The following is a 14,307-nucleotide window of genomic DNA, read 5'->3' on the forward strand; positions in this document are numbered from 1 at the left end:
TCCGTCGTCGGCAGCGTCAGATGTGTATAAGAGACAGGCCCGAGCCCCTCGAAGAAGGAGCCGCCTGATGTCCACCACGCAGCAGACCCAGCCCACCCGGACGGTGGTCGTCATCGGCCACGGCATGGTCGGCCACCGCTTCGTCGAGGCGCTCCGCTCTCGCGACTCCGAGGGCACGTGGCGCGTCGTCGTCCTGTCCGAGGAGGCCGAGGCGGCCTACGACCGCGTCGGCCTGTCCGCCTACGTCGGCGCCTGGGACCGCAGCGCGCTGGCGCTCACGGGCAATGGCTACCCCGGTGACGCCCTCGTCGACCTACGCCTCGGCACCCGCGCCGAGCAGGTGGACCGCGTCGCCCGCACGGTGACGACCAGCACCGGTGACACGATCGGCTACGACGCGCTCGTCGTCGCCACCGGCTCCTACCCCTTCGTGCCGCCGGTGCCCGGCCACGACGCCGACGGCTGCTTCGTCTACCGCACCCTCGACGACCTCGACGGCATCCGGTCCCGGGCCGAGGCCGCCCTCGAGCGGGCCCACGCCGAGGGACGTGAGGCCAACGGCCTCGTCGTCGGCGGTGGCCTCCTCGGCCTGGAGGCCGCCAACGCGCTGCGCCTGCTCGGCCTGACCCCGCACGTCGTCGAGTTCGCGCCGCGCCTCATGCCGCTGCAGGTCGACGAGGGTGGCGGCGCCGTGCTCGCCGGCCTCGTCAGCCGGCTCGGCGTCCACGTGCACACCGGTGCCGGCACGAGCGCGATCGAGGCCCAGGACGACGGCCGCCTCGCCGTCGAGCTGTCCGACGGCACAGCGCTGCTCACCGACCTCGTCGTCTTCTCCGCCGGAGTCCGACCGGCCGACGCGATCGGTCGAGCGGCCGGGCTCGAGATCGGTGAGCGCGGCGGCGTCGTCACCGACGCGGCGTGCCGCACGAACGACGAGAACGTCTGGGCCATCGGCGAGGTCGCGGCCCTCGAGGGGCGCTGCTACGGGCTGGTCGCTCCCGGCTACGCCATGGCCGAGGTCGTCGCCGACCGTCTCCTCGGCGGCGAGGCCACCTTCCCCGGCGCCGACCTGTCGACCAAGCTCAAGCTGCTCGGCGTCGACGTCGCCTCCTTCGGTGACGCCATGGGGGCGACCCCAGGCGCCCTCGAGATCGTCCACACCGACGCCACCAAGGGCACCTACGCCAAGGTCGTGGTCTCCGACGACGCCCGGACCCTGCTGGGCGGCATCCTCGTCGGTGACGCCACCGCCTACACGACGCTCAAGGCGTACGTCGGCCGTGAGGTGCCGGGCGACCCGGCCGCCCTCATCTCCCCCGCCGGGGCCGAGCTCGGGGCCGACGCGCTGCCGGACGACGCCGTCATCTGCTCGTGCAACAACGTGACGAAGGGCGCGATCTGCGGGGCCATCGCCGAGGGTGCGTGCGACCTCGCCGCCGTCAAGGGCTGCACCAACGCCGGGACGACGTGTGGTGGCTGCCTGCCCACCGTCAAGAAGCTGCTCGTCGACTCCGGCGTCGAGCTGTCGACGGCGCTGTGCGAGCACTTCGACCAGAGCCGCGCCGAGCTCTTCGAGATCGTCTCGGCCACCGGCATCCGCACCTTCTCGGGGCTCGTCGCGCGGTACGGCCGCGGCACCGGCTGCGAGATCTGCAAGCCGACCGTCGCCTCGATCCTCGCCTCGACGAGCAGCGACCACATCCTCGACGGCGAGCAGGCGGCGCTGCAGGACAGCAACGACCACTTCCTGGCCAACATCCAGAAGAACGGCACGTACTCCGTCGTGCCGCGTATGCCGGGCGGGGAGGTGACCGCCGAGCAGCTCATCGAGATCGGCTCCATCGCCAAGGACTTCGACCTCTACGTCAAGCTGACCGGCGGCCAGCGCATCGACCTCTTCGGCGCCCGCGTCGAGCAGCTGCCGCTCATCTGGCGCCGGCTCGTCGACGCCGGCATGGAGTCCGGGCACGCCTACGGCAAGTCGCTGCGCACGGTGAAGTCGTGCGTCGGCTCGACGTGGTGCCGGTACGGCGTGCAGGACTCGGTCGGCATGGCGGTCGAGCTGGAGCTGCGCTACCGGGGACTGCGATCGCCGCACAAGCTCAAGCTCGGGGTGTCCGGCTGCGCGCGGGAGTGTGCGGAGGCACGGGGCAAGGACGTCGGCGTCATCGCCACCGACAAGGGCTGGAACCTCTACGTGTGCGGCAACGGGGGCCAGACCCCCAAGCACGCCCAGCTGCTCGCCAGCGACCTCGACGCCGAGACGCTCGTGCGGTACATCGACCGGTTCCTCATGTTCTACGTCCGCACGGCCGACCGGCTGCAGCGCACGGCGCCGTGGCTCGAGGCACTCGACGGCGGCCTGGACCACCTGAGGGCGGTCGTCTGCGACGACGCGCTGGGCGTCGCCGCCGACCTCGAGGCGGCCATGACCCGGCACGTCGAGGGCTACCGCGACGAGTGGGCCGCCGTGCTCCAGGACCCCGACAAGCTCGCCCGCTTCGTCTCCTTCGTCAACGCGCCCGAGGAGGCCGACGCCACGATCGCCTTCGACGACAGCGGCGTCCGCAAGGTGCCGGTCACGCTCGGCCTGCCGAGCCTGCGTCGCGCCGACTGAGTCCTGGCTCGCCACCCTCGCACCGCCCACTCCCGGAGAGGAACCCACGATGACCACCCTGGCCACCGCCGCCCCCCACACTGACCCGAACCCCGACGCCGCGCCCGCCGGTGCCGCCGGTGCCGCCGCTGCCGCCGCTGCCGCCGCGCCCGCCGCTGCCGCCGCTGCCGGTGCCGCCCAGGTGGGCACGGCTGTCGACCCGTCAGCCACCGGCCGACGCATCGTCGTGCGTCCCGGCGTCCTGCCGCGACCCGGCGTGCCCGCGTGGGTCCGGGCCTGCCCGGTCGACACGCTCGTCCCGGGGCGCGGGGTCGCCGTCCTGCTGCCGGGCGGCGAGCAGGCCGCGCTCTTCCTCCTGGGCACCGGCATGGTCTACGCCGTCGGCAACCTCGACCCCTACGCGGGCGCGGCGGTCATGTCGCGCGGGCTGACGGGCGACCGCGCTGGCGAGCCGACGGTCGCCTCACCCCTGCTCAAGCAGGTCTTCTCCCTGCGGACGGGCGAGGCGCTCGACGACCCGGGCACGCGCCTGCCGACGTACGCGGTCCGCATCGCCCACGGCGTCGTCCTCCTCGGCGTCCCCACCTGACGCGGCACCCACCGCGGTTCGGGGCAGGAGCTGCGGTTCGGGGCAGGCGCGGGTCGGGCCCGCGCGGTCCGTGCCCCGAACCCGCAGTCGCTCGAAGCGGCCGGTCAGCCGGTCAGCGGACCGCAACCGGCAGGGCCGTGCGGACGGCGTCCTCGAGGGAGGTCGCCGGGCGGCCGACGAGGCGCTCCAGGTCACCGGAGTCGGTGAAGAGGGCTCCCTCGGCGATCCCGCGGTCGCTGTCGGCGAGCACCTGCGCGTACCCCTCGGGCAGCCCTGCCCCGACGAGCGCGGCCGCGTACTCCTCGACCGGGAGGTCGCGGTAGACGACGTCGGCGCCGCTGACGCGGGCCACGGTCGCGGCGAGGTCGGCCATGGTGAACGGCGCCCCACCGAGCTCGTAGGTCTTCCCCGCGTGCCCGTCCTCGGCCAGCACGGTGGCTGCGGCCTCGGCGTAGTCGGCCCTGGTCGCGGCGCTGACCCGTCCCTGGCCGGCGGCCCCGAGAACGGCCCCGTGCTCGAGGTAGGTCGGCAGCTGCGCGGTGTAGTTCTCGAGGTACCACGAGTTGCGGAGGAGCACGGTGGTCAGCCCGGACGCCTCGAGCATCTCCTCCGTGGCGCGGTGTTCGGCGGCCAGGGCGATGTCGGACGTCGCGGCGCGGGTGATGCTCGTGTAGGCGACGAGGCCGACGCCGGCACGGGCGGCCGCGTCGACGACGTTGCGGTGCTGCGGGATCCGAGCGCCCACCTGGCTGCCCGAGACGAACAGGAGCCGCTCGACACCGGCGAAGGCGGCGTCGAGGGAGGCGGGGTCGTCGTAGTCGGCCCGCCGGACCTCCACGCCGAGGTCGGCGAGGTCGGCGAGGGCCTCGGGCCGGCGTGCCGTGGCGACGACGTCGGAGGGCGCGACGCCGCGGCGCAGCAGCACGTCGACGACGAGACGGCCGAGGTGGCCGCTGGCGGCGGTGACGAGGATGGTCATGGGAGGTCCTTTCGGGCTGGAAGGCGCCGCAGGCGCCGGGACGTCCGGGTCAACCAGCCGCCGCCACCGGTACTTCCCAGAAGTTAGTACCCACTTTGAAGTAAGGTACTGACATGAGAGTGAGTCAGACGCTGCACCACCACTTCCCCGACGGTGTCTTCGCCTCGGACTGCCCCTCCCGCGTCGTCCTCGACCACGTCACGAGCAAGTGGGGGACGCTCGTGCTGCTCGCCCTGGCCGAGGGCGAGCCACTGCGCTGGAGCGAGCTGCGCCGGCGCGCCGAGGGGGTCAGCGAGAAGATGCTCGCCCAGACCCTGCGCACGCTGGAGACCGACGGCCTCGTCCACCGCGACGCCCGCCCCGTCGTGCCGCCGCACGTCGAGTACTCGCTCACCGACGAGGGCCAGGACCTGGCCTCCCGGCTCGTGCCGCTCATGGACTGGATCGCCGACCACGCCGCCGCCATCGTCGCCCGGTCGACGCGCGCCGACGCCTCCGCCTGACCGACGCGTCGCGCGCCTGCCGGTCCCGCAGGCGTCGCCCTCACCCAGCCGCCGCCTCACACAGGCGCGCCCTCACCCTCGCGCGCCGACCACCCACCCCAGGGACGGGCCGAGCGACCGGATCCGGACTGCGAAACGGGCCTGACCGACACGTTCGGCCGGGTCGCTCCGGCCACTCGGCCCGGGGCGAGGCACGGCGTGGGCCCACGCCCGGGCGTCAGACGTTGAGGCGGTAGCCGCGGCGCACGACGGTCTGCACGAGGTCCCGGTCCGGCAGCGCGGCGCGCAGCCGGCTGACGGCCATGTCGAGCGCATGCTCGTTCTCGGCGTCGGGCAGCTCGTCGAGGAGGCGTTCGCGGGTGCACACCGCTCCCGGGTCGGCCATCAGCGCGGCGAGCATGGCGCGGGGCCCACGCGGGAGGGTCACGGTCTCACCACCGAACGTCACCGTGCGGCCGTGCACGACGAGCGGACCGAGGGCGGTCTGCACCTGCGCGATGCCGTTGACGGTGAGATGCTCGACGACGGTGCGGATGAGCGCCCCCATCCGGAACCGTTCCGGCACGATCGGCGTGATGCCGAGGTCGTGCAGCGGCGCGGCCGTCACCGGACCGACCGCAGCGGCCGTGACGCCGCAGCGCATCGCATCGACGAGGACGCCGTCCATGCCGAGCTGGGCTGCGGCAGAGACGAGCCCGTCGACGGCCGGCGCCGACGTGAACGTCACCACGTCGACCTCCCGGGCGGCGACGGCCTGGATGAGGCGGCCGAGGCGGCTCTCGTCCGTGGGCCGCACCCAGCGGTACGGCGCGACCGTCAGCACCACCGCCCCGGCGGCACGCAGCCGCTCGAGCTGCTCGACGTCCTCGTGGCCGTGCAGTTGGACCGCCACGCGTCGGCCGTCGACGCCGGCCGCCAGCGCGAGCGTCACGGTCGAGGCGGTGCGCTCGTCCTCGGCGATGCCGTCGTCGACGTGGCCCGCAGCCCGGACCGCCCCGCGCGCCTTGGGGCCGCGCACGATGATGCGTGCCGCGTCGAGCACGTCGGCGAGGTCCTCCCCCAGGCCGGCCGCGTCGGCGCCCTCGATCCAGCGGCGGAAGCCGTAGGCCGTCGTGACGATGACGACGTCGGGTCGGCTCTCGATGACGGCTCGGGTGTCGGCGACGAGGACCTCGTCCTCGTCGATCGGTGCGATGCGGACCGCGGGAGCGTGCAGCACGTCGGCGCCGCGCCGGCGGAACGCGTCGACGAGGTCCTCGGAGCGCCGGTCCGAGGTCACCGCGATCCGGAACCCCTCGAGGACCGGACCGGTCGGCTCGGGCGGGCCGGCGTCTGGGTCCGGCCCGGTCAGCTGTTCGGACCACGGGGTGGCCGGATGGGTGCGTGGGGGCGGCGTGCTCACGCTGGTGCCCCCGCGGGGACGGGGACGGACTCGGGCGACGTGGCCCCGGCGTCCCCGGGGTGGTGGACGCGCCGGGCCCACACGTGAGCCTGCCCGACGACGTCGCCGATGACGACCACTGCGGGAGAGGTGATCCCGAGCCTCGCGGCGCGTTCGGCCAGCGTCGCCAGCGTGGCGACGACGCTGCGCTGGCTCGACGTCAGACCACGTTCCACGACGGCCGCGGGCATGTCCGGGTCGAGCCCGGCCCGGCGCAGCGCGTCCGTGATCGGCACGAGGTTGTGCACGCCCATGAGCACGACGATCGACCCTCCGACGGCGACCAGACCGCGGGCCCGCGTCTCGTCGAGCGGCACGTGGCCCGACAGCACGGTGACGACGTGGCTGACCCCCCGGTGCGTGACGGGGATGCCGGCAGCTCCCGGCACGCCGATGGCCGAGGTGACGCCGGGCACGACCGAGACCGGCACGCGGGCCGCGACGCAGGCCGCGACCTCCTCGCCGCCGCGGCCGAAGACGTAGGGATCCCCGCCCTTGAGCCGCACGACGGTGAGCCCGGCGCGGGCGCGGTCCACGAGCATCCGCTCGATCTCGTCCTGGGGCACCGCGTGGTGGCCGGGGCGCTTGCCGACGTCGACCACCTCGGCCCCGGGCGCCAGGGCGGACAGGTCACCGACCTCGGCGAGGCGGTCGGCGAGGACGACGTCGGCATCGGCGAGCGCCCGCACGGCCGCCAGGGTCAGCAGCTCGACGCCTCCCGGGCCGGCTCCCACGAGGACGACCCGCCCGACGTCGGGGCTGGTGGCGGGCTCGTCGACGACGAGGCACTGGGAACGGAGCACCGCCCGGGCGCGGTCCCAGCCCGATGCCGGTCCGACGAGGACGCCGAGCTGCGCGCCGCGGCAGGCCTCCGGGGTCACGGCGTCGGCGGCGGAGAGGACGACGACCTCGGCCCCGGCGCGCGAGAGCCGACGGGCGGCCGCGGCGGTGAGCCCGTCCGGTCCGGCGACCACCACGCGCGCCGCGGTGAGGTCGGTGTCGATGAGCACGCGCGTCTCCCCTCGCCGTCGGTCTGCGCAAGGTCAACCGTAGGAACGACGTGTTTCGTCGGCGTTTCGGCCGTGCGACACCGCGGTAAGACACCCCTCACCCGTCTCGCCCGCCGACGTGCGCGTCCGACGTGGTCCCGCGCGTGACAGGGTGCTGCCATGACGACGTCCGCTCCCGAGCAGCCGGTCCTCGTCGCCGCCTCGCACGGCACCGCCTCGCCGCAGGGTCAGGCGGCGGTGGCGGCGCTCGTCGCCGCGGTGGCCGTGCGACGTCCCGACGTCGACGTGCGCGCTGCCTTCGTCGACGTCCAGCAGCCCGACCCGCCGACGGTCCTCGGGACGCTGCCGCCCGGCCGGGGCGTACGGCTCGTGCCGCTGCTGCTGTCGGCGGGGTACCACGTGTTCGTCGACCTCACCGAGGCTGCGGTCGGGCATCCCGGCGCGAGCGTGGCGCCGGCCCTCGGCCCCGACGCCCGCCTCGCGGACCTGCTCGCCCGGCGCCTCGACGCGGCTGGGCTGCGGGACGACGACGTCGTCCTGCTGGGCGCCGCTGGCTCGTCGGAGCCGTCGGCCCTCCGTGACTGCGAGGACGTCGCCGCCCGGCTCGGCGTGCTGATCGGCCGTGACGTGCCCACCGGCTACCTCTCGGCCGCCGAGCCCCGCCTCGCCGACGCCGTTGGCGCACAACGAGTTTCGGGTCGCCGCGTCGTCGTGGCCACCTACCTGCTCGCTCCCGGGTTCTTCGCCGACCTCGCCGGGCGCTCCGGCGCCGACGTCGTCACCGCTCCCCTGCTGCTGCCCGACGAGCCGCCGCCGCCGGAGCTCGTCGACATCGTCCTCGACCGCTACGCGGACGAGGGCGGCCGGACCGAGCCGGACTGAGGCCGCGTGCCGCCCAGCCAGCCCCGCTCCTACCGCACCCTCGGCGGACCCGCCCGAGCCGAGATCGAGGTCCGCCGCTCGCGCTTCCTCTGTGAGGTCGCGCCGGTGACCTCGGAGGACGACGCGCGGGCGGTGATCGAGCGGGTCCGTGCGGCGAGCCGGGACGCGCGCCACCACTGCACGGCCTTCGTCCTCGGTGCCGACGCGTCGACGGTGCGCAGCAACGACGACGGCGAGCCGTCCGGCACCGCCGGTGCCCCGATGCTCGAGGTGCTGCGCGGCCACGACCTCACCGACGTCGTCGCGGTCGTCACGCGGTGGTTCGGTGGGACGCTCCTCGGCACGGGCGGCCTGATCCGGGCCTACGGCGACGCGGTGTCGGCGGCTCTCGATGCCGCACCCGTCGTGACGATGGCGCGGCGCACGACGACGACCGTCGCCGTCGGCCACGGCGACGGGCCCCGCGTCGAGCACGCTCTTCGCGGGCTACCGGACGTCGAGGTCACCGCGGCCGAGTACCTGCCGGAGGGCGTCCGCCTGCACGTGGACGTCGAGCCGGACGCGGTCGACGCGTTCGGCAGCACCGTCGCGACCCTGACCTCGGGTGCCGGACGCGTCACGCCGGGGGCGGACGTCTGGGTGCCGGTCGGCCGGGGCACCCGCTGACGGGGGTTGCTGCCGACCCAGCCGGCGGCCGTCGCGGCCGTGGGCACCGCCGCCGCGGCGGCTCACCCTCGAAGGTGGGCCACCATCGACCACGACGGGTCATGGGTCACGGTGACGCCCACCCCGCCCTGGGTCCAGCGGCGTGAGGCGGTGCGCACGTGCTCGGCGGCGTCGGTCGTGCCGTCGACGAAGACGTGCAGGACCCGCGTCCCGGCGCTGGACTGGTGCGCGACGACCCTGCCGCGTCCCTCGAGGTCCACCGTGAGGGCCTCCTCGAAGTGACGCAGCTCGTCGAGGGCACCCGGCGTCGGCAGGCCGTCGTCGGTGGCGAGGTACTCGAGGAAGACGCCGACGTGGGTGTCGAGCTCGGGCGCGGTGGCGGCGGCGAGGGGCACCTGTGCCATCGCGACGATCGGGCCGTCCGCACCCTGGCCCTGGAAGACGACGTGCTGCGGCTGCCCGTCCGGCGCCGTGTGCTCGGCCTTGAGGTCGGCGACGAGCGAGCGGATCCAGCGCAGCGGGAAGGCATCGAGGGGTGGGAGCTCGGGCCGGCTCACCTCGCCGATCCAGCACTCGACGTCGGACTCACCGATGGTCGAGTCCAGCGCGAGGTAGGCGATCGTGGCCCGGGCCGCGTCGTCGAGGTCGGCGAAGGCCGGATGGTGCACCGCCACCGAGATGCGCAACCCTTCGCGCCGAGCGCTGACGACGACATCACGGAAGGCCACGGTCGCCGCGTCGGTCTCGAGCTCGACGGCGTCGATGTCGTCGACGGGCTGGCGCGTGTCGGCGTAGCCCCACGTGGCGGTCGGGTCCGGCGCGGCACGCAGCCAGCGGCGGGCCGTGGCCCGCAGGTCGGGGTCACCCTCCGGCGAGACGACGAGCACGTGGGCGCTCGTGCTGCCCGCCGACAGCTCCCACGTCAGGCCGTCGGCGATGGCGGCGACCCGTCGGCTCAGCTCGTCTGCGACCCGGACGGGTTCGCGGTCCGCGAGCGCGGCCGAGGTCAGGGCCGCGCCCGACTCGACCCACCAGGACCAGAACGCCGCGACAGGGTCGGGGGGCACCTGCTCGTCACGCGGCCGGCGGAACAGCCTCATGGCCGCGATCATGCACCATCGGGCTGGGAGCCGGTGGCGACGGCGGGCCCGGCCGTCGGGCCCGCGCCGATGCGGCACGATGGGTCCATGGCACCCCAGGCACTGCACCTCGGCTCCACCGACGCGGCCAACGAGCTGCTCGCCCACGACCCCCTCGCGCTGCTGCTCGGCATGCAGCTGGACCAGCAGATCCCGATGGAGAAGGCGTTCACGTCGCCGAGCGTCCTCGCCGAGCGCCTGGGCGTGCCGGCCGGCGGACGCCTCGACGCGGCCGCCATCGCCGCGCTGCCGCCGGAGACCCTTCTCGAGCACTTCCGGACGCCCCCGGCGCTGCACCGCTTCCCCGGCTCCATGGCGGCCCGTACGCAGCAGCTGTGCCAGGCGCTGGTCGACGACTGGGGTGGCGACGCGGCCAACGTGTGGGCCGGGGTCGACTCGGGCCGCGAGCTGGTGCGCCGCATCGGCAGCCTGCCCGGCTTCGGGGACCAGAAGGCCCGGATCTTCGCCGCCCTGCTCGCCAAGCAGTTCGGCGTCACGCCCGAGGGCTGGCAGGAGGCGACCGGCGACTACGGTCGACCCGGCCACCGGTCGATCGCCGACGTCGTCGACGACGCGTCACGCGTCAAGGTCCGCGAGTACAAGAAGGCGAAGAAGGCCGAGGCGAAGCAGCAGCCCTGACCGGGGCGGCGGCCCCGGCCCAGCAGCCGCATCAGTCGGCGAGGAACGCCAGCAGGTCGGCGCGGGTGAGGACACCCACCGGCTTGCCGTCGTCGACGACGAGCACGGCGTCCGCGGTCTGCAGCTCCTTGCGGGCCGCCGACACCGGGGACCCGGCCCCGATGAGCGGCAGGCCGGGCTCGATGTGCTTCTCGACGGCGTCGGCCAGGTGCGCTCGGCCGGTGAAGAGGGCATCGAGCAGGGCCCGCTCGCTGACCGAGCCGGCCACCTCGCCGGACATGACCGGCGGCTCGGCCTTGACGACCGGCATCTGCGAGACGCCGTACTCCTTGAGGATCGCCACGGCGTCGCGGATGGTCTCGTTCGGGTGGGTGTGCACGAGCGCGGGCATGTCGCCGGACTTCGTGTGCAGGACGTCGCCGACGGTCTGCTCGGTGTGGTCGGTGAGGAACCCGTAGGAGTGCATCCACTCGTCGTTGAAGATCTTGCTCATGTACCCGCGGCCCGAGTCCGGCAGCAGCACCACGACGACGGCGTCCTCGGGCAGGTCCTCGGCGGCCCGCAGCGCCGCGACGACGGCCATCCCGCACGAGCCGCCGACGAGGAGGCCCTCCTCGCGGGCCAGCCGCCGGGTCATCTCGAAGGACTCGGCGTCGGTGACCGCGATGACCTCGTCGACGACGGACGGGTCGTAGGCGCCCGGCCAGAAGTCCTCGCCGACGCCCTCGACGAGGTAGGGGCGGCCCGTGCCGCCGGAGTACACCGAGCCCTCCGGGTCGGCGGCGATGATGCGCACCGCACCGTCGCTGACCTCCTTGAGGTACGTGCCGGTCCCGCTGATCGTGCCGCCCGTGCCGGCGCCGGCGATGAAGTGGGTGACCCTGCCGTCGGTGTCGCGCCAGATCTCCGGACCGGTCGTCAGGTAGTGGCTGTTGGGGCCCTCCGGGTTGTAGTACTGGTTCGGCTTCCAGGCGCCGTCGATCTCGCGGACGAGGCGGTCGCTCACCGAGTAGTAGGAGTCCGGGTGGTCCGGCTCGACGGCGGTCGGGCAGACGACCACCTCGGCGCCGTAGGCCTTGAGCACGTCGCGCTTGTCCTGGCTCACCTTGTCGGGGCAGACGAAGACGCACTTGTAGCCACGGCGCTGGGCCACGAGCGCGAGCCCGACGCCGGTGTTGCCGCTCGTGGGCTCGACGATGGTGCCGCCCGGCTTCAGCAGGCCGTCGCGCTCGGCGGCCTCGACCATGCGCAGCGCGATGCGGTCCTTGACCGAGCCTCCCGGGTTGAAGTACTCGACCTTCGCCAGGATGGTGCACCTCACCCCCGCGTCGGCCGTGACGGAGCCCAGCTTGACCAGGGGCGTGTTGCCGACGAGGTCGGCCACGTTCTCTGCGTACTTCACCCACCCATCCTAGGTGCGCCGTCCCAGCCCGCGAGACGGCGGCCGCGCGCCGCGCCCCGCCGCGCCAGCGTCGCCGTCCCGGGCCGGGCGGCCCGGGACGGCATCGGACGAAACCGGGCACGGCGCGTCGGTGCCGCGCGTTACCGTGGTGAGCCGGCCGATCGGGCCGGTGTCGCGTCGCAGGACCGCGACGGCACGACGACCGCAACCATGACGGAGGGGGAGCCCGGATGGGGCGCGCACGGCGCGCGCGCAGGATCGCGCAGCAGGCAGCGTACGGCGGTGGCGTCGGGGTCGCCGGCCTCGGCCTGCTCAGCCTGCTCGGCTACGGCGTCATCAAGGCCGAGGCCGCGATGGCCCGGCGCCTCGTCGGCCAGCCGTTCGAGGGCGCACCGGAGGACGACGGACGCTACGGCTTCGGCCCCGGCGAGCCGATCGAGCTCGTCGTCCTCGGGGACTCGACCGGCGCGGGCATGGGGGCGGCGGACGCGCACCAGACCATCGGGGCGATCGTCGCGAGCGGGGTCGCGGCCTTCAGCGGCCGTCCGGTGCGCCTGACGAACGTCGCCGTCGTCGGGGCCGAGTCACCCGACCTCGACGGCCAGGTCGAGCGCGCCCTCGAGGCGGTTCCGGACCCCGACGTCGCCCTCGTGCTCATCGGCGCCAACGACGTCACCCATCGCATCGACACCTCGGTCGCGGTGCGCCACCTCGAGATGGCGGTGCGCAGCCTGCGCGAGGCCGGGGCCGAGGTCGTCGTGGGCACGTGCCCCGACCTCGGTGCCATCGAGCCGGTTCCCCAGCCGCTGCGGCTGCTGGCCCGCCGCTGGTCGCGCGACCTCGCGGCCGCCCAGACCGTCGCGGTCGTCGAGGCCGGAGGTCGCGCCGTGTCGGTCGGCGACATGCTGAGCGAGGCGTTCAGCGCCGACCCGAAGGTCATGTTCAGCGAGGACCGGTTCCACCCGAGCCCGGCCGGCTACGCGCGGGTCGCCGCAGCGCTGCTGCCCACGGTCAGTGCCGCGCTCGACCTCTTCGGCGAGCGTAGCGCCCCGCCCGAGCCGAACCTGCGCCGTGGCGAGGGCGTCGGCCCGGTCGCGGTCGCCGCCACCCGGGCCGTGGCCCAGCCCGGCACCGAGGTCGCACCGGCCGAGGTCGCCGGTCAGGCCCGGGGCGCGCACGGACGCTGGGCGGTCCTGCTGCACCGCATCCGGCCGGCCGTTCCCGTCGGGTCCTTCCCGGTCGACCGCGTCCCCGGCCCACCGACGTCGGTGCCGACCGCTCCGCCGCCCCCGGACGGGACGGCTGGCTCCGGCGGCCCCGGCGGCTCCGGCGGCGTCGACGCGCCGGTCGGGGCCGACGGCTCCGGCGGCATCGACGCGCGGGGCGCGTCGGTCCAGCCCGACGGACCTGTGCCGGACTCCTCTCGCGAGCCCGACAACGTCACTCCCGGCTGAACGAGCCGTGCGGGCACGCGCGACGAGGGGCCGCCCGCACTGCGGACGGCCCCTCGCGGTTCGGACGCGTCAGCCGAGCGGCATGATCTGGCTCGCGTCCGGCGCCTTGATGCCGAGGTCCTCGTTCCACCTGGAGAAGTCGAGCTGCCCGGGGCTCTTGGACGAGCCGCTGAAGCGCACCACCTGGAAGGCGTCCTTGGAGACGTAGAGCGCGCCCTCGCTCTTGCCCTTCTTGTCGGTGAGGACCCAGCACTCGGTGCCGTTGACCGACTCCTCGCCGACGGTGCTCGACAGCTTGTCGGCGCTCACCTCGGCGAACGCCTTCTCGAGGAAGCTCTTGAGGCTGAGGCTGTCGGCCATCGCGGACGCGGAGGAGGGTGCCTTGATGAACTTGTCCCCGGCCTTCTGCACCGACGCCGGAGCGCCCTGCTTCTTCCAGAAGGTCTCGTCGGCCTGGATGTACACGGCGTCCGGCACGGTGATGAGGCGCGCCCGGCCGCTGCCCTCCATCGCGATGGAGATGTCCGAGGTCTTGCCGTCGCTCGTTCCCTTGAACTCGATGGTGACCTTCTTGCCGTCCTGCTCGACATCGCCGGCGAACACGGCCGACGTGGCGGCGAGCGCGTTGGTCTTGGCCTTCTCGAGCAGGTCGGCCGGCTGGGGCGCCTGGGCGGCCGTGGACGTCGCGGAGGTCGACGCGGAGCTCGCCGCGGACGAGCCCGTGGAGGCCGCCGTCGGGGTGCCCGCCTTGGAGCACGCGGCAGCACCGAGGCTGATCGCGAGGGCGCCGGCGAGAGTGACGGCGCGGGTCGTCATGGTCTTCATGGGTGAGAGGCCCCCTGGGTGGTCGGGTCACCCGGCACCGGCCGGGCGGGTGGCGGCCCGTGGCCGCGACCCGGCAACCCTAGTTGTACTGACCGGGCACGTTGGTTGAGGGAGTGCGACTTCGCGCTGTGAGCTGCTGACAGGGGAGGGCCTCCCGCGGT

The 14,307-nt window shown here is 74.4% G+C and carries 13 protein-coding genes; 7 read left to right on the forward strand and 6 right to left on the reverse strand.

The genetic code is table 11. From position 1 onward, the window contains the following. The first annotated feature begins 124 nt into the window (after window positions 1-124). Window positions 125-2,617, forward strand: a complete 2,493-nt coding sequence (nirB, locus tag ACPYOM_RS15620; protein WP_481346675.1) for a nitrite reductase large subunit NirB — start codon at window positions 125-127, stop codon at window positions 2,615-2,617. A 49-nt stretch (window positions 2,618-2,666) separates the two neighbouring features. Further along, on the forward strand, window positions 2,667-3,206 hold the full coding sequence (locus ACPYOM_RS15625; RefSeq protein WP_481346664.1) for a nitrite reductase small subunit NirD: 540 nt from the start codon (window positions 2,667-2,669) through the stop codon (window positions 3,204-3,206). Window positions 3,207-3,318: 112 nt separating this feature from the next. Here the strand turns inward: ACPYOM_RS15625 and ACPYOM_RS15630 are convergent, their stop codons facing one another. Next, window positions 3,319-4,185 (reverse strand): SDR family oxidoreductase, encoded by an 867-nt coding sequence (locus ACPYOM_RS15630; protein WP_481346665.1) that lies wholly within the window; start codon window positions 4,183-4,185, stop codon window positions 3,319-3,321. A gap of 113 nt (window positions 4,186-4,298) precedes the next feature. On the opposite strand from ACPYOM_RS15630, the gene ACPYOM_RS15635 reads away from it, so the two are divergent. Then, window positions 4,299-4,688 carry a winged helix-turn-helix transcriptional regulator gene (locus tag ACPYOM_RS15635; RefSeq protein WP_481346666.1) on the forward strand — a complete coding sequence of 130 codons (390 nt, stop codon included), beginning with the start codon at window positions 4,299-4,301 and terminating at the stop codon, window positions 4,686-4,688. 217 nt (window positions 4,689-4,905) lie between these two features. Here ACPYOM_RS15635 and ACPYOM_RS15640 read toward each other — a convergent pair whose 3' ends face one another. Together ACPYOM_RS15640 and cobA are read right to left on the reverse strand one after the other, a co-directional pair. Next, window positions 4,906-6,090, reverse strand: coding sequence for a uroporphyrinogen-III synthase (locus ACPYOM_RS15640; RefSeq protein ID WP_481342232.1), 1,185 nt, complete (start codon window positions 6,088-6,090; stop codon window positions 4,906-4,908). Further along, entirely contained in the window at window positions 6,087-7,139 is a 1,053-nt protein-coding gene (gene cobA, locus ACPYOM_RS15645; RefSeq protein WP_481346667.1) for a uroporphyrinogen-III C-methyltransferase, read from the reverse strand. The genes ACPYOM_RS15640 and cobA overlap by 4 nt, the downstream gene beginning before the upstream one ends. A 159-nt stretch (window positions 7,140-7,298) precedes the next feature. Between cobA and ACPYOM_RS15650 the strand changes: the two genes are divergently transcribed. Next, on the forward strand, window positions 7,299-8,021 hold the full coding sequence (locus ACPYOM_RS15650) for a sirohydrochlorin chelatase (RefSeq protein ID WP_481346668.1): 723 nt from the start codon (window positions 7,299-7,301) through the stop codon (window positions 8,019-8,021). Between the two features lie 6 nt (window positions 8,022-8,027). Further along, the gene (locus tag ACPYOM_RS15655; RefSeq protein WP_481346669.1) at window positions 8,028-8,687 is read left to right on the forward strand and encodes an IMPACT family protein; all 660 of its coding nucleotides are present in this window, start codon (window positions 8,028-8,030) and stop codon (window positions 8,685-8,687) included. 62 nt (window positions 8,688-8,749) lie between these two features. Here the strand turns inward: ACPYOM_RS15655 and ACPYOM_RS15660 are convergent, their stop codons facing one another. Further along, window positions 8,750-9,787, reverse strand: coding sequence for a DUF695 domain-containing protein (locus tag ACPYOM_RS15660; protein ID WP_481346670.1), 1,038 nt, complete (start codon window positions 9,785-9,787; stop codon window positions 8,750-8,752). An 87-nt stretch (window positions 9,788-9,874) separates the two neighbouring features. Here ACPYOM_RS15660 and ACPYOM_RS15665 point away from each other — a divergent pair, with 87 nt between their 5' ends. Beyond that, a complete protein-coding gene (locus ACPYOM_RS15665) occupies window positions 9,875-10,465 on the forward strand; it encodes an HhH-GPD-type base excision DNA repair protein (protein WP_481346671.1) in 591 nt (196 codons plus the stop codon). Between the two features lie 31 nt (window positions 10,466-10,496). On the opposite strand, the gene ACPYOM_RS15670 is transcribed toward ACPYOM_RS15665, so the two are convergent. Further along, window positions 10,497-11,867 (reverse strand): cystathionine beta-synthase, encoded by a 1,371-nt coding sequence (locus tag ACPYOM_RS15670; protein WP_481346672.1) that lies wholly within the window; start codon window positions 11,865-11,867, stop codon window positions 10,497-10,499. Between the two features lie 230 nt (window positions 11,868-12,097). Between ACPYOM_RS15670 and ACPYOM_RS15675 the strand changes: the two genes are divergently transcribed. After that, the gene (locus tag ACPYOM_RS15675; RefSeq protein ID WP_481346673.1) at window positions 12,098-13,321 is read left to right on the forward strand and encodes an SGNH/GDSL hydrolase family protein; all 1,224 of its coding nucleotides are present in this window, start codon (window positions 12,098-12,100) and stop codon (window positions 13,319-13,321) included. Window positions 13,322-13,390: 69 nt separating this feature from the next. Here the strand turns inward: ACPYOM_RS15675 and ACPYOM_RS15680 are convergent, their stop codons facing one another. Continuing rightward, a complete protein-coding gene (locus ACPYOM_RS15680) occupies window positions 13,391-14,146 on the reverse strand; it encodes a hypothetical protein (protein WP_481346674.1) in 756 nt (251 codons plus the stop codon). Between the last annotated feature and the right edge of the window lie 161 nt (window positions 14,147-14,307).

It is taken from the genome of Monashia sp. HAY1-2A (genome assembly GCF_056755315.1).